16 protein-coding genes are annotated in these 20429 nt (G+C 60.4%); 6 read left to right on the top strand and 10 right to left on the bottom strand.

Annotated elements, in window-relative coordinates; translation table 11 throughout:
- Window positions 1-7: 7 nt before the first annotated feature.
- The 4 genes from AWX27_RS19335 to ulaA are packed head-to-tail and all read right to left on the bottom strand — an operon-like array spanning window position 8 to window position 2878.
- Window positions 8-658, bottom strand: coding sequence for a 3-keto-L-gulonate-6-phosphate decarboxylase UlaD (locus AWX27_RS19335; protein WP_060424598.1), 651 nt, complete (start codon window positions 656-658; stop codon window positions 8-10).
- 18 nt (window positions 659-676) lie between these two features.
- A complete protein-coding gene (ulaC, locus tag AWX27_RS19330; RefSeq protein ID WP_047729674.1) occupies window positions 677-1147 on the bottom strand; it encodes a PTS ascorbate transporter subunit IIA in 471 nt (156 codons plus the stop codon).
- 10 nt (window positions 1148-1157) lie between these two features.
- Window positions 1158-1466, bottom strand: a complete 309-nt coding sequence (gene ulaB / locus AWX27_RS19325) for a PTS ascorbate transporter subunit IIB (protein WP_047729673.1) — start codon at window positions 1464-1466, stop codon at window positions 1158-1160.
- A gap of 14 nt (window positions 1467-1480) precedes the next feature.
- Window positions 1481-2878: a PTS ascorbate transporter subunit IIC gene (ulaA, locus tag AWX27_RS19320; protein WP_060424498.1), complete on the bottom strand. Its 1398-nt coding sequence runs from the start codon at window positions 2876-2878 to the stop codon at window positions 1481-1483.
- Window positions 2879-3232: 354 nt separating this feature from the next.
- Between ulaA and ulaG the strand changes: the two genes are divergently transcribed.
- The 6 genes from ulaG to glpD all read left to right on the top strand — a co-directional run bounded on the left by ulaG (window position 3233) and on the right by glpD (window position 9147).
- Complete coding sequence (gene ulaG, locus AWX27_RS19315) at window positions 3233-4297, top strand: L-ascorbate 6-phosphate lactonase (protein ID WP_060424495.1); 1065 nt, start codon at window positions 3233-3235, stop codon at window positions 4295-4297.
- A 110-nt stretch (window positions 4298-4407) separates the two neighbouring features.
- Window positions 4408-5163 carry an HTH-type transcriptional regulator UlaR gene (gene ulaR / locus AWX27_RS19310; RefSeq protein ID WP_060424494.1) on the top strand — a complete coding sequence of 252 codons (756 nt, stop codon included), beginning with the start codon at window positions 4408-4410 and terminating at the stop codon, window positions 5161-5163.
- A gap of 84 nt (window positions 5164-5247) precedes the next feature.
- A complete protein-coding gene (gene glpE, locus AWX27_RS19305) occupies window positions 5248-5574 on the top strand; it encodes a thiosulfate sulfurtransferase GlpE (RefSeq protein WP_060424492.1) in 327 nt (108 codons plus the stop codon).
- 171 nt (window positions 5575-5745) lie between these two features.
- The gene (glpG, locus tag AWX27_RS19300) at window positions 5746-6582 is read left to right on the top strand and encodes a rhomboid family intramembrane serine protease GlpG (RefSeq protein ID WP_060424489.1); all 837 of its coding nucleotides are present in this window, start codon (window positions 5746-5748) and stop codon (window positions 6580-6582) included.
- A 50-nt stretch (window positions 6583-6632) separates the two neighbouring features.
- Window positions 6633-7391: a DeoR/GlpR family transcriptional regulator gene (locus AWX27_RS19295; RefSeq protein WP_004930797.1), complete on the top strand. Its 759-nt coding sequence runs from the start codon at window positions 6633-6635 to the stop codon at window positions 7389-7391.
- A gap of 247 nt (window positions 7392-7638) precedes the next feature.
- Complete coding sequence (glpD, locus tag AWX27_RS19290; RefSeq protein WP_049202828.1) at window positions 7639-9147, top strand: glycerol-3-phosphate dehydrogenase; 1509 nt, start codon at window positions 7639-7641, stop codon at window positions 9145-9147.
- Between the two features lie 63 nt (window positions 9148-9210).
- On the opposite strand, the gene glgP is transcribed toward glpD, so the two are convergent.
- From glgP to asd, 6 genes are all read right to left on the bottom strand, one after another.
- Window positions 9211-11658 (bottom strand): glycogen phosphorylase, encoded by a 2448-nt coding sequence (gene glgP, locus AWX27_RS19285; protein ID WP_060424487.1) that lies wholly within the window; start codon window positions 11656-11658, stop codon window positions 9211-9213.
- A gap of 141 nt (window positions 11659-11799) precedes the next feature.
- Window positions 11800-13230, bottom strand: coding sequence for a glycogen synthase GlgA (glgA, locus tag AWX27_RS19280; RefSeq protein ID WP_049202834.1), 1431 nt, complete (start codon window positions 13228-13230; stop codon window positions 11800-11802).
- A 135-nt stretch (window positions 13231-13365) separates the two neighbouring features.
- Window positions 13366-14643 carry a glucose-1-phosphate adenylyltransferase gene (glgC, locus tag AWX27_RS19275; protein ID WP_004930810.1) on the bottom strand — a complete coding sequence of 426 codons (1278 nt, stop codon included), beginning with the start codon at window positions 14641-14643 and terminating at the stop codon, window positions 13366-13368.
- 15 nt (window positions 14644-14658) lie between these two features.
- Window positions 14659-16641 (bottom strand): glycogen debranching protein GlgX, encoded by a 1983-nt coding sequence (glgX, locus tag AWX27_RS19270; RefSeq protein WP_060424485.1) that lies wholly within the window; start codon window positions 16639-16641, stop codon window positions 14659-14661.
- The gene (gene glgB, locus AWX27_RS19265) at window positions 16638-18824 is read right to left on the bottom strand and encodes a 1,4-alpha-glucan branching protein GlgB (protein ID WP_060424483.1); all 2187 of its coding nucleotides are present in this window, start codon (window positions 18822-18824) and stop codon (window positions 16638-16640) included. Before glgB ends, glgX begins: the two co-directional genes overlap by 4 nt.
- Window positions 18825-19267: 443 nt before the next feature.
- Window positions 19268-20371 (bottom strand): aspartate-semialdehyde dehydrogenase, encoded by a 1104-nt coding sequence (asd, locus tag AWX27_RS19260; protein ID WP_016930397.1) that lies wholly within the window; start codon window positions 20369-20371, stop codon window positions 19268-19270.
- Between the last annotated feature and the right edge of the window lie 58 nt (window positions 20372-20429).

Here is a 20429-nt window from a genome sequence, read left to right as displayed (position 1 = left end):
CCGCTCCTCAGCCCCACCGCTGGGCGATGACACGTTTAAATTCCCGCGCCGCCGCGACCGGATCGGCGGCATCACGAATGCTGCGCCCGGCGATAAAGACATGGATGGGAATACCTTGGAACAGAGGCAAATCCTCCAGCGCCAGTCCGCCGGTGACCGTCACCTTAAAACCCATCTCGCTCAGGCGACGAACCGCGCGGATATCGTCATCGCTCCAGGATACCCCCGCCGCCTGCGCGTCACGGCTGCGGTGATACACCACCTGACCAATTCCCGCTTCACGCCACGCCTGCGCCTGTTCCCAGGTCCAGAACCCCGTCAGTTCTATCTGCACGTCACCACCGAACTCATGTGCCACCTGCAGCGCGCCCTTGGCCGTATTGATGTCAGCGCAGCAGATCACCGTGATCCAATCGGCATGCGCCTCGAAGCACATTCGCGCCAAAATCTGACCCGCATCGGCGATTTTTGCGTCCGCCAACACGATGCGATCCGGATACAGCGCTTTTAAATCGCGTACGGCTCGCACGCCTTCCGCCACGCACAAAATAGTGCCGACTTCGATGATGTCGACTTCGGCCGCGATCAGGCGAGTCGTGTCGTAAGCCGCAGCCATAGACAGGTTATCCAGCGCCACCTGCAACATCGGTAAATGCATGTTCATTGGTTGTCTCCTTCAATTCGCCGCCGCCGTAGACGTTTTGTCGATCAACGCCAATACCTCGCTCGCGTGGCGACAGGCCCGCAAGCGATCGAAATTCGCCTCATCTTCAAACAGGTTCACCACTTGCATGATCCCCACCTCCTGATGCGTTTTGGCGTCCACCGCCGCCATGGTGATCAAGATGTCTATCGGATCGTTGTCCTCATCGCCGAAACACACCGGCGTCTTCAGGGTGACCAAGGCGAAGCCGGTTTTCAGCACCCCTTCCTCCGGCCGGCCGTGCGGCATCGCCAGGCCCGGCGCCAGCACGAAGTAAGGGCCGTGCCGTTCGACGCCGGCCAAAATGGCGTCAAAATAGCGTGGTTCCACCACGCCGGCGGCCACCAGCAGATCGACCCCCAGCCGCACCGCCTGGCGCCAGTCGGCAGCCTCCGCCTGCAGTTGGATAGCGTTATTCTGCGCCAACGAATCGCTCAGCTTCATGACTCGCTCCTCACTGCTTCAAATCTTGCGGAAAATGCGCGCCGATGACGTCCATCAGCTTCGGGCCGAAGTCCGCCGCCGAGAGCATATTGCGTACCCCAACCACGTATTTGTTGCCGCTGACGACGATTTCATCCGCGACATGGGTGGAAGCAATGATGATGTCAGCCCCATTCAACTCGGATTTGTATTCCCCCACCGCACAGCTGTTGACCGAATGATCCACGCCTTGCTGCGTTAAAAATTGGTCGACTTTCATTTTCATGATCATGGAACTGCCTTGTCCGCAACCGCATACCGCCAGGATTCGTACCGTCATAATCTGCACTCCTATTAACGTGATGCCGATTCAACCGATTGTTTTTCAGCATCTTCTTCCGCACGCAGGGTGCGTCCGGCGAAGAACATGTACAGCAGGGCGATAACGATCACCACGCCCATAAACCACAGGCCCAGACTCAGCCCTTGCATCAGCGGCGGCGCCAGAATCGACCAGTCCGCCATGCCCATCCAGGCACTTAGCCCAGTCAGTTTGATGGCCCACACGCAGCCGAAGATCTCTATCATTCCCATCACCAGACAGATCTTCATCGCCGCGCGCCAGCCACCAAAGTGGTTAGCGAATACGCCGATGGTGGCGTTAGAAAAGAACATGGGAATGAAACCGGGAATAATCATGATGGAAGAGCCAAGCGCTAACAGTATGCCGACGGCGATCAGTTGGCCGATGGTGCCCCACATAAAACCCCACACCACGGCGTTGGGCGCGAAGCTATAAATGGCGGCACAGTCGATGGCCAGTACCGCGCCGGGGATCAGACGTTGGGAAATGCCGTTAAAGGCCTCGGTCAATTCGGCGACGAACATGCGCACGCCCTGCACGATGATGAAAATCGCCACCGCGAACATCAGCCCGGTTTGCAGGATATAGATGCTCCAGTGAGTTTTACCGGCCATCGCCTGCAGAGTGTCCAAGCCGAACGAGCACAGAATGATGCCGAAAAACAGCGTCATCACGATGGCGGTGGACACGATGTTGTCATGGAAAATGTTCAGCCATCCGGGCAGCTTCAGATCTTCTACGCTGTCCTCTTTTTTACCGAGATACGGTGCGGCCTTGTATGCCAGCCACGAAGCGAACTGCTGTTGGTGCCCAATGGAGAAACCGCTGTTTTCCGTTACCGCCTGCGTCGGTTTGAACATCATGTTGGAGGTGATGCCCCAGTACAGTGAAGCCAAGAGCGCACTGCACAATACCGTCGTCCACATGCCGTAACCCAGAATGTAGAAAAATACCGCGATCAACCCAACCTGCTGAAACATGATGTGGCCGGTGAGCATGATGGTGCGGATGCCGGTGATGCGCCTCAACAACACGTAGAGTATGTTCAGCGCCAATGCCAACAAGACCGCGTAGCCGACCCAACTATAGGCGTCCCCCATACGTTCGATGGTGGCCATCATCGAGGCATAGGTATCTGAAATCGCCCCGTTGATGCCGTATACCTCGGACAACTTCGCCACAACGGGTTTGAACGTGCCGGTCAGGATGCCGGAGCCGGCCTGCAATAACATGAAACCGATAATGGTTTTGATCGTGCCTTTGATAATGACCGCCGCGCTTTTGCGCAGCAACGTGTAACCCAACAGCGTAACCAGCCCCAACAGCAGCGGTGCATTGGTCATCACCTGGTTAAAAAAGACGGTGAAGATGGTGTAAAGAGTTTCCATACGGCTCTCCCGAAAAGGTTGGCATGCAGGTAACGCCTTCACCATACCAATCACAATAAATCACAAAAAGATCATAAATGATTATTTGTGAACAACCTCGCAAGTTAAAAATCAATTCCACTAACATTCAATGAATTAGACGACTTACACTTTATTACCTATTGAATTTAATAGCAGTTAATCAAACGAAAAGGAGAGAAAACGCCGGCGCAGCGCGTAAATCCTGCGGCGTTTACGTGTATTTCGATCGTTGTCAGTTGAAAAAAACGGTGCTAGATTCGATCAAAACAAATCACATAAAATCTTTAAATGATTATTTGTGATTTTATTATCACCACCAACGAGGAAAGACCCATGAGTAAAGTCAACGACATCACCCGCGAGTCCTGGATATTGAACACCTTTCCCGAATGGGGCACCTGGCTGAACGAAGAGATAGAGCAGGAGAACGTCGCGCCCGGTACTTTCGCCATGTGGTGGCTGGGCTGCACCGGCATCTGGCTCAAGTCTGAAGAAGGCGCCAACCTGTGCGTCGATTTCTGGTGCGGCACCGGCAAGCAGAGTCACGGCAACCCGCTGATGAAAACCGGCCACCAAATGCAGCGCATGGCCGGGGTGCGTAAACTGCAACCGAACCTGCGCACGACCCCATTCGTGCTCGATCCGTTCGCCATTACCCAGCTCGACGCCGTGTTGGCCACGCACGATCACAACGATCATATCGATGTGAACGTCGCGGCGGCAGTGTTGCAGAACTGCGCCCCCACCGTCCCGTTTATCGGGCCGCAAAGCTGCGTAGATATCTGGATCGGCTGGGGCGTGCCGCCGGAGCGCTGCATCACCGTCAAACCTGGCGACGTGATAAAAATCAAAGACATCGAAATTCATGCGCTGGATGCTTTCGATCGCACGGCACTCATCACATTGCCGGTGGAACAAAAAGCGGCGGGCGTTCTGCCGGACGGCATGGACCTGCGGGCGGTCAACTACCTGTTCAAAACGCCGGGCGGCAACCTTTATCACAGCGGCGATTCCCACTACTCCAACTATTACGCCAAGCACGGCAACGATCATCAGATCGATGTCGCCCTCGGTTCCTACGGCGAGAACCCGCGCGGCATTACTGACAAGATGACCAGCGCCGACATCTTGCGCATGGCGGAATCGCTGAACGCCAAGGTCGTTATCCCCTTCCACCACGATATTTGGTCTAATTTCCAGGCAGATCCGCAGGAGATCCGCGTGTTGTGGGATATGAAAAAGGACCGGCTCAAGTACGGTTTCAAACCGTTTATCTGGCAGGTTGGCGGCAAGTTCATCTGGCCGCAGGACAAAGACAATCTGGAATATCACTACCCGCGCGGGTTCGATGATTGTTTCATCCAGGAACCCGACCTGCCCTTCAAGTCTTTCTTGTAATCAATCGGTGTTGCATACGGATGCGCGCTTTTGAACGGCAATGATTCAAATCGTCAAACGGCGCGCATATAATCGAAGGCAACGACGTTTTTTCTCTCCACGGAGCCCGCATGACAGAGTCCCAACGCCACAACGCTATTCTCGATCTCTTGCAGCGCAAGGGGCAAATCTCCGTGGCGGACGTCATCGCGGCGTTTGACATCTCTCCGGCCACCGCGCGCCGGGACATCAACAAGCTGAATGAAATCGGCAAATTGCGCAAAGTACGCAACGGCGCCGAAGCCACGCAAACTCCGCGCCCGGCCTGGACGCCGCTCAATATCCACCAAACCCAGCACCTCGATGAAAAAATGCGCATTGCGGCGGCCGCGGCACAGCTCTGTCAGCCGGGTGAAAGCGTGGTGATCAACTGCGGCTCCACCGCATTTCTGTTGGGCCGTGAAATTTGCGGCAAGCCGGTTCAGGTGATCACCAATTATCTGCCACTGGCCAATTACCTGATCGATCAGGAACACGACAGCGTGGTGATCATGGGAGGCCAGTACAACAAAACCCAGTCGATTACTCTGGCGCCTCAGGAAGGCGACGCAACCCTGTACGCCGGGCACTGGATGTTCACCAGCGGTATCGGCCTCACCGCTGACGGTTTGTATAAAACCGATATGCTGACCGCGATGGCAGAACAGAAGATGCTCAACTATGTCGGTAAACTGGTGGTGCTGGTCGACAGCAGCAAAGTCGGCCAACGCGCCGGCATGCTGTTCAGCCGCACCGAGCAAATTGCCATGGTGATCACTGGCCGGGCCGCCGATCCCGCCATCGTTGAGCAACTGCGTCAGCAAGGCGTTGAAGTGCTGCTGGTGTGACAAAACCACAACCTTACTCTGGTCTTAAACGCCGCAGAGTTGGTTACAATAGCGGCGTCCCCCAATTACGAGGCAGTCAGCAGTATGGAACAGTTCGAAGCGATCAACGTTGAGCAGGCGTACACCCGCTGGATAGAGGGCAGCGCCGCCCTGGTCGACATCCGCGATCCGCAAAGTTTTGAAGCCGGGCATACGCCGGGCGCCTTTCACCTCACCAACGCCACCCTGTCGGCCTTTATGCAACAAAATGACTTCGAGCGGCCGGTGATGGTGATGTGCTACCACGGCAACAGCAGCCGCAGCGCGGCTCAGTACCTGCTGCACCAGGGGTTCGACGCGGTCTACAGCATCGACGGCGGCTTCGAGGCCTGGGCCCGCCAGTATCCGCAAGACGTGGAAACCTCTGCCTGATTCCCGCCGCCCGCCGTGCGTCGGCGGGCTTCCCCTTCATTTTTGTGCGCGTTTTCGCGGGTTTTTCGCAGATCCGTTTGCCAGCGCTCAGGATTTCGACGTTATAATCGGCCGTCAGGGTCGCCGGCGAGCAAGCCGCGGCCAAAATCATTCACTTACGACGGAAGAGCAATGGTTAGAGTAATCGCCATATCCAACCCGCGCCTGGCGCTGGCCTTTGTCGACTATATGGCGACCCAGGGCATCCGGCTTGAGCTGCGCAACAGCGGCGAGGCGGCGGAAATCTGGCTGGTCGACGACGGCCACCTCGAACAGGTGCAACACGAGCTGCAGCAGTTTCTGGTCGATCCGCTCAACCGCCGTTATCAGGCCGCCAGCTGGCAGACCGGCCATACCGACGCCGGTCTGCACTATCAGAGCGAATCCTACCTGCACACCCTGCGCAGCAAGGCCGGGCCGCTGACGCTCGGCGTGATGGTGCTGTGCATCGCGATCTACATCCTGATGCAGGTGCTGGGCGACGACACCGTGATGTACTGGCTCTCCTGGCCGCAGGACAGCAGCCAATACACGCAGCTGTGGCGCTGGGTCAGCCATGCGTTCCTGCATTTCTCCCTGCTGCATATCCTGTTTAACCTGATGTGGTGGTGGTATCTCGGCGGCCAGATGGAAAAACGCCTCGGTGCCGGCAAGCTGTTCGTGCTGGCGGTGGTGTCGGCCTTCTTCAGCGGCTGGGCGCAATCGCTGTTCAGCGGCGCGCTCTTCGGCGGGCTGTCGGGCGTGGTCTATGCGCTGATGGGCTATGTGTGGCTGACGGGCGAACGGGCGCCGGAGCGCGGCCTGATGCTGCCGCGCGGGCTGATGGTGTTCTCGGTGCTGTGGCTGGTAGCCGGATATTTCGATATTTTAGGAATGTCGATCGCCAACGCGGCACACGTAGCCGGTTTAGTGTTAGGGTTATTGATGGCATTTTGGGATACGCGTCATCGCGCACACAACGAACAATAACAGCCGGGAGCTGTGCCCAGCGGGCACAGCGGGCGTTTTAGGGGATTATCGTGAAGCAAACACAGCGTCATGACGCAATTATCGAGCTGGTGCGCCTGCAGGGTTACGTCAGCACGGAAGAGCTGGTGGAACATTTTGACGTCAGCCCGCAAACGATTCGCCGCGATTTGAATGACCTGGCCGACCAGAACAAGATCCAGCGTCACCACGGCGGCGCGGCGCTGCCTTCCAGCTCGGTCAACGCTGCCTATAACGATCGCAAGGTGATGTGGTCGGAAGAGAAAGCCCGCATCGCGCAGCGCGTCGCCAGCCAGATCCCGGACGGCGCCACGCTGTTCATCGATATCGGCACCACGCCGGAAGCGGTGGCCCATGCGCTGATGAACCACAAGAACCTGCGCGTGGTCACCAACAACCTCAACGTCGCCACCCTGCTGACCGCCAAGGAAGACTTCCGCCTGATCCTGGCCGGCGGCGAAGTGCGCACCCGCGACGGCGGCATCATGGGCGAAGCCACCCTGGACTTCATCTCCCAATTCCGCCTCGATTACGGCATTCTCGGCATCAGCGGCATCGATATGGACGGCTCGCTGCTCGAATTCGACTATCACGAAGTGCGCACCAAACGCGCGATTATCGAAAATTCCCGCTGCGTGATGCTGGTCACCGACCACTCCAAATTCGGCCGCAACGCCATGGTCAACCTGGGTAACATGAATCTGATCGACTACCTGTTTACCGACCAGCTGCCGCCGCCGAGCGTGATGAAAATCATCGAGCAGTACGACGTGCAGCTGGAGCTGTGCTGATCCGCTGTTAACCTGCGGGGCGCGCCGCCGCCCCGTTTCCTACCCCCCGCCCCTCTTCATCGACAGCCGTTTGCGCGCTCGCGCCATATCCACATCATTTATGTGACTATCATCACCAAACTGTTACCTCTATCACGCCTAAATGTTTTTGTTTGGTTAAGTCTTGGCTTGCTTGTTGGTTTTTGATTACAATCATGAGCGAAAACGAACATGAAAGAGCTATTTCGAACATCTGGAGGAAGATGACGTGGAAACCAAAGACTTGATCGTTATCGGTGGCGGCATCAACGGTGCCGGCATCGCGGCGGATGCTGCCGGGCGCGGGCTGTCGGTACTGCTACTGGAAGCGCAAGACTTGGCCTGTGCTACGTCTTCCGCCAGTTCCAAACTGATCCACGGTGGCCTGCGCTACCTGGAACACTACGAATTCCGTCTGGTGAGCGAAGCGCTGGCCGAGCGTGAAGTGCTGCTGAAGCTGGCGCCGCACATCGCGTTCCCGATGCGTTTCCGCCTGCCGCACCAGCCGCACCTGCGTCCGGCCTGGATGATCCGTATCGGCCTGTTCCTGTACGATCACCTGGGCAAACGCACCAGCCTGCCGGGCAGCAAGGGCTTGCGCTTTGGACCAGAGTCGGTGCTGAAGCCTGAACTGAAGCGCGGTTTCGAATATTCCGACTGCTGGGTCGACGATGCTCGCCTGGTGGTGCTGAACGCGCAGGAAGTGGAAAAACGCGGCGGCGAAGTGCGCACCCGCACCAAAGTGACCCGCGCATGGCGTGAAAACGGCCTGTGGATGGTGGAAGCGGTCGATATCGACAGCGGCAAAACCTTCACCTGGCGCGCCAAAGGCCTGGTGAACGCCACCGGCCCGTGGGTGAAAAACTTCTTCGACGACGGCCTGAAGCTGAAATCGCCTTACGGCATCCGCCTGATCAAAGGCAGCCACATCGTGGTGCCACGCGTGCACGATCAGCCGCAGTCTTACATTCTGCAGAACGAAGACCACCGCATCGTGTTCGTGATCCCGTGGAATGACGAGTTCTCCATCATCGGCACCACCGACGTGGAGTACAAAGGCGATCCGAAGGACGTGAAGATCGACGAGAACGAAATCGCTTATCTGCTGAAAGTGTACAACGATCACTTCAAGAAGCAGCTGGGCCGCGACGACATCGTCTGGACATACTCCGGCGTGCGTCCGCTGTGCGACGACGAATCCGATTCGCCGCAGGCGATCACCCGCGATTACACGCTGGACGTGCACGACGAGCAAGGCAAGGCGCCGCTGCTGTCGGTCTTCGGCGGCAAGTTGACCACCTACCGCAAGCTGGCCGAGCACGCGATGGAAAAACTGGCCCACTACTACCCAGGCTGCGGCCCGGCGTGGACCAAAAACGCCACGCTGCCAGGCGGTGACATCGGCGGCGATCGCGACGGCTACGCGGCCAAACTGCGCCGTGCACACGGCTGGCTGCCGGAAGCCCTGGCGCGCCGCTATGCCCGCACCTACGGCAGCCAGAGCGAGCTGATCCTGGCCGGCGCCAACGGCCTCGGCGATCTGGGCGAAGACTTCGGCCACGGTCTGTATGAAGCCGAACTGCGCTACCTGACCGACAAAGAGTGGGTCGTAGAGCTGGACGACGCCATCTGGCGCCGCACCAAGCTGGGTATGTGGCTGGACGACGCGCAGCAGGCGCGGGTGAAAGCCTGGCTGGCGGAACACGCGAAAACGAAAGCGCTGTCTCTGGCTTCCTGAGCCGCAGCGTAACGAAAAAAGGGCCGGTTATCCGGCCCTTTTCTTTGCGCTTTCTCTTCCGTCTTACAGTTTCACCGGCTGAATGTGCCAGATTTCGTCCGCGTATTCCTGGATGGTGCGATCGGAGGAGAAGTAGCCCATGTTGGCGATATTCAGCACCGCGCGCCGCGTCCACTCGTCCTGATTGAGATACACCTCGTCCACCTTGTCCTGCGTATCCACGTAGCTGCGATAATCCGCCAGCAGCTGGTAGTGATCCCCCAGGTTCACCAACGAGTCGAACAGGTTGCTGTAGCGCTTCGGTTCGTCCGGGCTGAACACGCCGGTGGCGATCTGCGTCAGCGCCTGATGCAGCTCGGGATCCTGCTCGTAGTATTGATGCGGGTTGTAACCGTTGCGGCGCAGTTCCTCCACCTGTTCGGCGGTATTGCCGAAGATAAAGATGTTCTCCTCCCCCACGTGCTCGCGCATCTCGACGTTGGCGCCGTCCAGCGTACCGATGGTCAGCGCGCCGTTCAGCGCAAACTTCATGTTGCTGGTGCCTGAGGCTTCGGTGCCCGCCAGCGAGATCTGTTCCGACAGATCCGCCGCCGGGATAATGATCTGCGCCAGGCTGACGCCGTAGTTCGGAATGAACACCACCTTCAGTTGGGTATGCACGCGCGGATCGTCGTTGATCACTTTGGCCACGTCGTTGATCAAGCGGATGATCTGCTTGGCGGCATAGTAGGCCGAGGCCGCCTTGCCGGCGAAGATCACCACCCGCGGCACACGCTCGATCTCCGGATCGTCCAGCAGGCGGTTATACAGCGTGATGACGTGCAACACGTTGAGCAGCTGCCGTTTGTACTCGTGGATGCGCTTGATCTGCACGTCGAACAGCGCATCCGGGTTGACCACCACGTTGAGCGTTTTGGCGATGTACAGCGCCAATCGCTCCTTGTTCTGCCGCTTGGCGCGCTGCACCGCCTGCAGGAAACTCGGGTAATCGACGTTGGCTTTGATCTCGCTCAGCTGGCTGAGATCGGTGCGCCAGGTTTGCCCGATGCAGTCGTCCAGCACCGCCGCCAGCGGCGGGTTGGCCAGCGCCAGCCAACGGCGCGGCGTCACCCCGTTGGTTTTGTTGCAGAAACGATTGGGGAACAGCCGGGCGAAGTCGGCGAACAGCGACTGCACCATCAGCTCGGAATGCAGGGCAGAAACGCCGTTGACCTTGTGGCTGGCCACCACTGCCAGCCACGCCATGCGCACCCGGCGGCCGTTGGTTTCATCGATGATCGAGACCCGCGCCAGCAGGTCGTTGTCGCCCGGCGCCACTTCCTGCACCATCTTGAGGAAGTGATCGTTGATTTCGAAAATCAGCTGCAGATGGCGCGGCAAGATGCGCCCTATCATGTCCAACGGCCAGGTTTCCAGCGCCTCGCTCATCAGCGTGTGGTTGGTGTAGGAAAACACCTGCTCCACCACTTCCCAGGCGTCGAGCCACTTGAATTTGTGCTCGTCGATCAGCCGGTGCATCAGTTCGGGAATCGACAGCACCGGGTGAGTGTCGTTAAGGTGAATGGCGATCTTGTCCGCCAGGTTGTCGAAGGTTTTGTGCATCAGCCAATGGCGGTTGAGGATGTCCTGCACCGTGGCCGACACCAGGAAATACTCCTGCCGCAACCGCAGCTCGCGCCCGGAGGAGGTCGAGTCGTCCGGATACAGCACGCGCGACACGTTCTCCGAGTGGTTTTTATCCTCCACCGCGGCGAAATAATCGCCCTGGTTGAACTTGCCGAGGTTGATCTCGTTACTGGCCTGCGCGCTCCACAGCCGCAGGGTGTTGGTGGCGTCGGTGTCGAAACCGGGGATCACCTGATCGTAGGCGATGGCCACGATCTCTTCGGTTTCCAGCCAGCGCGCCTTGGCGCCCTCCTGCTGCACGCGGCCGCCGAAGCGCACCTTGTAGCGGGTGTTGTGGCGCGGAAACTCCCACGGATTGCCGTACTCCAGCCAATAGTCCGGCGATTCCATCTGCTGGCCGTTGACGATGTTTTGCTTGAACATGCCGTACTCGTAGCGAATGCCGTAGCCGCGCCCCGGCAGCGCCAGCGTCGCCAGCGAATCGAGGAAGCAGGCCGCGAGGCGCCCCAGACCGCCGTTGCCAAGGCCAGGGTCGTTCTCTTCTTCCAGCAGTTCACCCAGGCTCAACCCCATTTCGTTCAGCGCGTTGTCGATGTCCTGATAGATGCCCATCGACAGCAGCGCGTTCGACAGGGTGCGGCCGATCAGGAACTCCATCGACAGGTAATACACCTGCCGCACGTCCTGCGACAGCTGGGCGCGGTTGGAGCGCAGCCAGCGTTCAACCATGCGATCGCGCACCGCGAACAGCACGGCGTTCAGCCAGTCGTGCCGGTTGGCGATGGCCGGATCCTTGCCGACGATAAACATCAGCTTATAGGCGATGGAGTGTTTCAGCGCTTCCACACTGACCGTAGGTGAGGTGTAACTAAACGGTGAAGTCATGGCTTTTTGATCCCTTTTAGGGAGCCCAGCCATTCGCCGCGGAATAGCTGGCCCCGCTGAACATGGACGCGGTATGCCGCGCCCCGACAATCAACCCAAACGGCTGCCCGCCGCGCGCCAACCCAAGACGCGAAACGCGGGCTACAAACGTTGATAAAGCGACAGATACTCTTTCGCCGCCACCGGCCAGCCGAAGTCCACGCTCATGGCGTGGCGCTGAACGTGGCGCCAGTGTTTCGGCCGGCTCCACAGCACCATGGCGCGGCGGATGGCGTTGCCCAGCGCGACGGCATCGCAATCGTCGAACACGAAGCCGCTGGCAGTGCCGTCGGCCAGATTTTCCAGCGCGCAGTCCACCACCGTGTCCGCCAGCCCGCCGGTGCGCCGCACCAGCGGCAGCGTGCCGTATTTCAGGCCGTAGAGCTGCGTCAGGCCGCAGGGCTCGAAGCGGCTCGGCACCAGAATCACGTCGGCGCCGCCGATGATGCGGTGGGAGAAGGACTCGTGATAGCCGATCTGCACCCCAACCTGCTCGGGATAGTCGGCGGCGGCGGCCAGAAACGCCTGTTGCAGCACCGCGTCGCCGGCGCCCAGCAGCGCCAGCTGCCCGCCCTGCGCCAGCAGCTCAGGCAACGCCTGCAGCACCAGGTCCAGACCTTTTTGGCTGGTCAAGCGGCTCACTACCGCGAACACCGGCAGCGATTCGTCCACCTTCAGCCCCATGGCCTTTTGCAGATGCAGCTTGTTTTTGACCTTACTTTTCAGATCGTCGGCGTCGTAGCGGGTACTCAGCCGCGGGTCGTGGGCCGGATCCCAAATCTTGTCGTCCACCCCGTTGAGGATGCCGCTCAGCCGGCCCTGCCGCTGCCGTTCCTGCAGCAGCCCCTCCATGCCATAGCCGAACTCCGGCCGGGTGATCTCGCGCGCATAGGTCGGGCTGACGGCGGTCACGTGGTCGGCATAAAACAGCCCGGCCTTGAGGAACGACATCTGGCCGTAGAACTCCAGGCCATAAACGTCGTAAAACGACGCCGGCAGCCACAGCTCGGTCACATGATGGGCGGAGAACAGCCCCTGATAGGCCAGGTTGTGCACCGTGAACACCGAGCGCGCCGGGTGGCCGTTGGCGGCCAGATAGGCGCAGCTCAGGCCGGCGTGCCAGTCGTGGGCGTGCACCAGCTGCGGGCGCCAGTAGCGATCCAGCCCCTTGGCCAGCTCGCAGGCCATCCAGCCCAGCAGCGCAAAGCGGCGATGGTTGTCGGGGTAGGCGTACATGGATTGGTCGTGGTACGGGCTGCCCGGCCGGTCATACAGCCAGGGGGCGTCGATGAGATAGATGCCCACGCCATGGTAGGTGCCGTAACGCAGGCCCACCCGGCCGGCGAACGAGTCGATTTCCGCCACCAGCACGGTGTCCGGAATGCCGTTGCGTACGTCAGGGAAAGCGGGCAATAGCACCCGAACATCGGCGCCTTCGGCGATTTGCGCCGCCGGCAGTGCGCCAACCACGTCTGCGAGTCCGCCCGTTTTCAGCAGGGGGAACATTTCAGAACATACGTGTAAGACCTGCATTATCACTCCTGAAAGTCGGCCGAAGGCCTCTGGATAAGAAATAAAGCAGGCTTGCCGCTGTTATGTTTGCCGCGTTGCGCAAGCCATCGAACCGTTCATCAGGCGGCAGGCTATCGTTCTGCCGCCCACGTTAACTCACAATTTTGACAACATTTCGCGCGTCACCAGCACGATGCCGCCTTCCGAGCGATAAAAGCGCTTGCTGTCCTCATCGGCGTTTTCCCCGATCACCATGCCCTCCGGAATGTGGCAGGCGCGGTCGATGATGCAGCGCCGCAGGCGGCAGGAACGGCCGACGTTCACGTCCGGCAACAATACGGTAGAGTCGATGGTACAGAACGAGTTCACTCGCACGCGCGGGAACAGCACCGAATGCACCACCACCGACCCGGACACGATGCAACCGCCGGACACCAGCGAGTTCATGGTCATGCCGTGGCTGCCGGAGCGATCCTGCACGAACTTGGCCGGCGGCAGCGGCTCCATGTGGGTGCGGATCGGCCAGGCGCGGTCGTACATGTCCAGCTCCGGCGTTACCGACGCCAGATCGAGGTTGGCGCGCCAGTAGGCGTCCAGCGTGCCCACGTCGCGCCAGTACGGCGGCAGATCGGGGTTGGAGGTCACGCAGGACAAGGTAAACGGATGCGCCCACGCCGCCTGTTGCGCGGTGATTTTCGGGATCAGATCCTTGCCGAAATCGTGGCTGGAACCGGGGGTCGACATATCCTCTTCCAGCAGCTGGAACAGGTAGGCGGCATTAAAAATATAGATGCCCATGCTGGCCAGCGACATATCCGGGTTGCCCGGCATCGCCGGCGGATCGGCGGGTTTCTCCAGGAACTCGATAATGCGGTCGCTTTCATCCACCTTCATCACGCCGAATTCGCCGGCTTCGCTGCGCGGCACCGGCAGGCAGGCCACGGTGCACTGGGCCCCCTTCTCGACGTGGTCGATCAGCATGCGCGAGTAATCCATCTTGTAGATATGGTCGCCCGCCAGGATCACCACGTATTCGGCCTCATAGCGGCGGATGATGTCCAGATTCTGGTAGACCGCGTCGGCGGTGCCTTTGTACCAATGTTCGGTGCTGAGGCGTTGCTGGGCCGGCAGCAGGTCGACGAACTCGTTCATCTCTTCGTTGAGGAACGACCAGCCGCGCTGAATGTGCTGCACCAGCGTGTGCGACTGGTATTGGGTGATCACGCCGATGCGGCGGATGCCGGAGTTCAGGCAGTTCGACAGGGCGAAATCGATGATGCGGAATTTGCCGCCAAAGTGGACGGCGGGCTTGGCGCGGGTGGAGGTCAAATCTTTCAGGCGCGAGCCGCGGCCGCCGGCCAGGATCAGCGCTACGGATTTAATCGGCAGCTGGCGCGCCAACATCAGGGGGTCTTTATTTTCAAACCTAACCATAGCGGACTCCTTTTATTATTTCCGTACCAGAACGCAAAGCGAGCGCGCGTCCTGGTGCCAGGCGGGTAACACCGCCCGTGAGTCTTCCTGAGTGAACGGAGCGACAACCTGCCAATCGCCTTCCGGCAACCTCATCTCCACCGTTTGCGGCGTGGCGTTGACCAGCAGCAGCCAGCGCTGCGACAGCAGGATCTGCATGAGCAGATCGCCTTGCTCCCACTGCTGCGCGTCGAGCGCCTGCCCTTGTGCGTTCAGCCACTGCACGCTGCCGTCGTCCTGCTGCCACCAGCGGTCCTGTTGCAACGCGGGGATCCGGCGGCGCAGCGCGATCAGCGCCGCGACGTAATCGGTCAGCGCGTCATCCGCCGTGGACCAGTCGAGCCAGGTGGTGGCGTTGTCCTGACAATAGGCGTTGTTGTTCCCCTGCTGGCTGTGTCCCTGTTCATCGCCGGCCAGCAGCATCGGCGTTCCCTGGGACAGCAACAGCGTGGCGAGCATCGCCCGCTGGCTGGCCCTGCGGCGTTGCACAATGGCGTCGTCGGCGACCAGGCCTTCCACGCCGTGGTTGTTGCTGAAATTACGATCGCTGCCGTCGCGGTTGCCTTCGCCGTTCGGCTGATTGTGTTTCTCGTTGAAGCTGACCACGTCCTGCAGGGTAAAACCGTCATGGGCGGTCAGCATGTTGACGGTGGCGTAAGGCGCTCGCCCGCGCTGGTTGTACACATCGCTGGAGGCGGCAAAACGCCGGGCGAACTGGCCGAGCGACACGCCGCTCTGCAGCCAGAAACGGCGCATGTCGTCGCGGTAATGGTCGTTCCATTCGGCGAAGCGGCCGGGAAACGCCCCCACCTGATAGCCGCCGGGGCCAACGTCCCAGGGTTCGGCTATCAGCTTGCAGCGCGACAGCACATCGTCCGCCAGCATCGCCTGGAACAGCGGCGCATCGCGATCGAACCCCGGCGTGCGGCCGAGCACGCTGCCCAGATCGAAGCGGAAGCCGTCGACGTGGCACTCCCGCACCCAAAAATGCAGGCAGTCCATCACCCAGGCCACGCCCTGCGGCTGATCGAGCCGCAGGGTATTGCCGCAGCCGGTGTCGTTGACGTAGTCCCCTTCCGGCGTCAGCCAGTAGTAGCTCTGGTTGTCGATGCCGCTCAGCGACAGCATCGGCCCGTCCATATCCAGCTCGGCGCTGTGGTTGAACACCACGTCGAGGATCACCTCGATGCCGGCTTGATGCAGCGCCTTGACCGCATCGCGAAATTCGTTCAGCGGCGTGCCGTCGGTGCTCAGGCTGGCGTAGCGGTTGTCCGGCGCATAGGGCGCCAGCACGTTATAGCCCCAGTAGTTGATCAGCCCCAGCCGCTGCAGACGCGGTTCGGAGGTATGTTGCTGCACCGGCAGCAGTTCCAGCGCGGTGATGCCGAGGCGTTTGAAGTGGGCGATCATCACCGGGTGCCCCAGCGCGGCGAAGCTGCCGCGCAGCGCCGGCGGGATCTTCGGGTGCAGCAGCGTCAGACCGCGTACGTGCGCTTCGTAAATCACCGTCTGCCCCCAGGGCGTGGCGGGCGGGCGATCGTCCTGCCAGTCGTAGCATTGGTCCACCACCACGCATTTCGGCATCAGCTCGGCGCTGTCGTGCGGATCCGGCCGATCGTAACCGCCGTGCAGGTGCGGGTGGTCCGCCACCGGCCCTTCCACCGCGCGCGCGGCCGGATCGAGCGCCAGCTTGTTGGGGTTGAACCGCTGTCCGTTCGCCGGGTCGAACGGGCCGTAGACCCGGTAACCGTAACGTTGTCCCGGCTTGCCGCCCGGCAAATAGCCATGCCAGATATCGCCGCTGCGCGCCGGTAGCGGCAGGCGCACCTCACGCTGCTGGCCGTCGAACAGGCACAGCTCCACCCGCTCGGCGTGCGCCGAGTACAGGGTAAAATTGATGCCTTCGCCGTCGTAATGCGCGCCCAGCGGTGCGGCGAGGCCGGCCGTCAGCTCCGTCATGGCGCCTCCCGCAGCAGATAAATGGTCGCCAGCGGCGGCAGCGTCACGCAGATGGAAAAGTCGCGGCCGTGGCTGCCGACCGCTTCGGAAGAGACCCGCCCCTGATTGCCGGCGTTGCTGCCGTGATAGTGGTGCGAATCGGTATTGAGGATCTCGCGATAGTCGCCGGCGCGGGAGAGGCCGATGCGGTAGCGGTAGCGCGGCACCGGGGTAAAGTTGCTGATGGCGATCAGCTCATTGCCCTGCGAATCGTAGCGCGCGAACGCGAACACCGAGTTGTCGTGATCGTCGACCACCAGCCACTCGAAGCCGTCCGGGCGATAGTCACGCTCATACAGCGGCGCCTGCTGCCGGTAGCAGTGGTTCAGATCGCGCACCAGCCGCTGCACGCCGTTGTGCCAGTTATCCAGCCCTTCCAGCAAATGCCAATCGAGGCTGGTATCGAAATTCCACTCGCGCCCCTGCGCAAACTCGCAGCCCATAAACAGCAGCTTTTTGCCCGGATGCGCCCACATAAACCCGTAGTAGGCGCGCAGGTTGGCGAACTTTTGCCAGGCGTCGCCCGGCATGCGGTCGAGGATCGATTTTTTGCCGTGCACCACTTCATCGTGCGAGATCGGCAGCACGAAGTTCTCGGTATAGGCATACAGCATGCCGAAGGTCATCTGGTTGTGGTGATACTTACGGTGCACCGGATCGCACTTCATGTAATTGAGCGTGTCGTGCATCCAGCCGAGGTTCCATTTGTAGTGGAACCCCAGACCGTTGGCGTCCGGCGGCAGGGTGACGCCGGGGTAGTCGGTGGACTCCTCCGCCAACGTCACCGCGCCCGGCTGCGCCTGGCCGATAGTCTGGTTGGTATAACGCAGGAAGGCGATCGCCTCCAGGTTCTCGTTGCCGCCGTAGTAATTCGGCACCCACTCGCCGTCGGCGCGGCTGTAGTCGCGATAGATCATCGACGCCACCGCATCGACCCGCAGCGCGTCGATGCCGAAGCGCTCCAGCCAATACAGCGCGTTGCCCGCCAGGTAGTTGCGCACCTCGTGGCGGCCGTAGTTGTAGATCAGCGTATTCCAGTCCTGATGGAAGCCCTCGCGCGGATCGGCGTATTCGTACAGCGCCGTGCCGTCGAAGTTCGCCAGGCCATAGGCGTCGCTCGGGAAGTGCCCCGGCACCCAGTCGAGGATCACGTTGATGCCCGCCTCATGCGCCGCCGCCACGAACGCCCTGAAATCGGCCGGCGTGCCGAAGCGCCGGGTCGGCGCATACAGCCCCAGCGGTTGATAGCCCCAACTGCCGTCGAACGGGTGCTCGTTGATCGGCAGCAGCTCGATATGGGTGAATCCCATGTCCTTCACATAGTCGATAAGCTGCACCGCCAGCTCGCCGTAGCTGAGCCAGAAGTGGTTGTCGGTGTGACGACGCCATGAGCCGAGATGCACCTCGTAGATAGCGATCGGCTGGTCAAAATCGTTGGCGCGGCGGCGCGCCTGCGTCGACGGCACCACCTCCGGCAGCGGCGCCACCAGCGAGGCGGTGTCCGGGCGCATCTGCGCCTCGAAGGCGTAAGGATCGGCTTTCAGCTGGGTATTGCCGTAGCAATCGACGATTTCATATTTGTACAGCTGGCCGGCCCGCACGCCGGGCAGGAACAGCTCCCAGATGCCGTTTTCACGCCGCAGACGCATCGGATGGCGGCGGCCGTCCCAGAAGTTGAACTCCCCCACCACCGAGACGCGCTGGGCGTTAGGCGCCCAAACGGCAAAGCTGACGCCGTCGACGCCATCCAGCGTGGTGAGGTGAGCCCCCAGGCGTTCATAGGGGCGCAGGTGCGTGCCCTCGGCCAGCAGCCAGCTGTCGATGTCCTGCAGCAGCGGGCCGAACCGGTAGGGATCGTCGACAGTCTGTTGGTGATCGCGCCAGCTGACCTGCAGCTGATAGCGGAAAGGATTTTTGCGCCGCGGCACCACGGCGCTGAAGAAGCCGCGCGGATCGTCGCAGTTCAGCTGCGCCAACCGCCGGCCTGTTTGCTGCTCAATCAGCCAAACCTCGGTGGCGTCCGGCAGCAGCGCACGCACCTGCAGACCGTTATCGGTCGCATGCATGCCAAGCAGAGCAAAGGGATCGGCGTAATGGCCGGAGATGATCTGATCAATCACGTCACGATCGGGAAGTACAGGCATAGTCTTCTTCCTTAGATTAACAGCATGATCTAAGCACGGCTTGTTGGTTATTCCTTGGCCGTTTTGGTCATCATGCAATGCATTCGGACTCTAAAGCGTGATTGCGGTCGGTTATTGACCAATCTTTACTCTGCCGACCTGAATTTCGCTCTTTATGCTTATTTTTTGAAATATTTCAGTCATGGTGAAAAATTGTTCGCCCATGCGTTAAGCATAGCCAATGTCTGTTAAAAACTGCTCAGCATTGCTCAGGAAAATTCTTCATTAAGAAAACTGCCAGCCCGGCGGCTTCTGCATGCGGCGGCCGACGAGGAGATATGCGGGGTGGAGCACGGTGAAACGAGGCTTGCGGTGACGTTGCCCGGCGCGGTGCGCGGCGAACAAAAAAGCGGAAAACGAGGCTTTAGGGGGCTGAAATCAGCCAGCCCCCAGGAAGTGCGGGTTTACAGCAGGATGCGCAGCATGCGGCGCAGCGGCTCGGCCGCGCCCCACAGCAGCTGGTCGCCCACGGTGAACGCCGACAGGTACTCCGGCCCCATATTCAGCTTGCGCAGACGGCCGACCGGCGTATTCAGCGTACCGGTCACCGCCGCCGGCGTCAGTTCGCGCATGGTCAGCTCGCGGTCGTTCGGGATCACGCGCACCCAGTCATTGTGCGTCGCCAGCATCTGCTCGATTTCCGGCAGCGACACGTCTTTTTTCAGCTTCAGGGTGAACGCCTGGCTATGGCAGCGCAGCGCGCCAACGCGCACGCACAGACCATCGACCGGGATCACGCTGCCGGTGTTCAGAATCTTGTTAGTTTCCGCCTGACCTTTCCACTCTTCACGGCTCTGGCCGTTGTCGAGCTGCTTGTCGATCCACGGGATCAGGCTGCCGGCCAACGGCACGCCGAAGTTATCGGTCGGCAGTTTGCCGCTGCGGGTGGCCTCGGTCACCTTGCGCTCGATATCCAGAATGGCGGAGGCCGGGTCCTGCAGTTCCTTCGCCACGTCGGCGTGCAGCATGCCCATTTGGGTCAGCAGTTCGCGCATGTGGCGCGCGCCGCCGCCGGAGGCCGCCTGGTAGGTGGCGACCGACGCCCACTCCACCAGATCGTTGGCGAACAGACCGCCGAGCGACATCAGCATCAGGCTGACGGTGCAGTTGCCGCCGACGAAGGTTTTGATGCCTTTGTCCAGGCCCTGCTGAATCACCGCGTGGTTGACCGGATCCAGGATGATGATGGCATCGTCCTGCATGCGCAGCGAAGAGGCCGCGTCGATCCAATAACCCTGCCAACCGCTGGCGCGCAGCTTAGGATACACTTCGTTGGTATAATCGCCGCCCTGACAGGTAATAATGATATCGAGCGCGCTCAGCGCGTCGATGTCATACGCATCCTGCAGCGTGCCCTGCTGGCCGCCGAAGGCCGGCGCGGCAGAACCGTGCTGCGAGGTGGAGAAAAAGACCGGGCGAATGGCGTCGAAATCGCGCTCTTCCGTCATGCGTTGCATGAGAACCGAGCCGACCATTCCGCGCCAACCGATGAAACCAACGTTTTTCATAATATCTGTTTCCCGCCCGGATAAGGGCTATGTAGGTGATAACGAGTTGTGTGCAATA

This window comes from Serratia sp. 2880STDY5682894 (assembly GCF_001537385.1).
Taxonomy (GTDB): Bacteria; Pseudomonadota; Gammaproteobacteria; order Enterobacterales; family Enterobacteriaceae; genus Serratia; species Serratia nevei.
The sequence above is the reverse complement of the archived record's forward strand: the minus strand, read 5'-3'. Positions and strand labels throughout refer to the sequence as shown.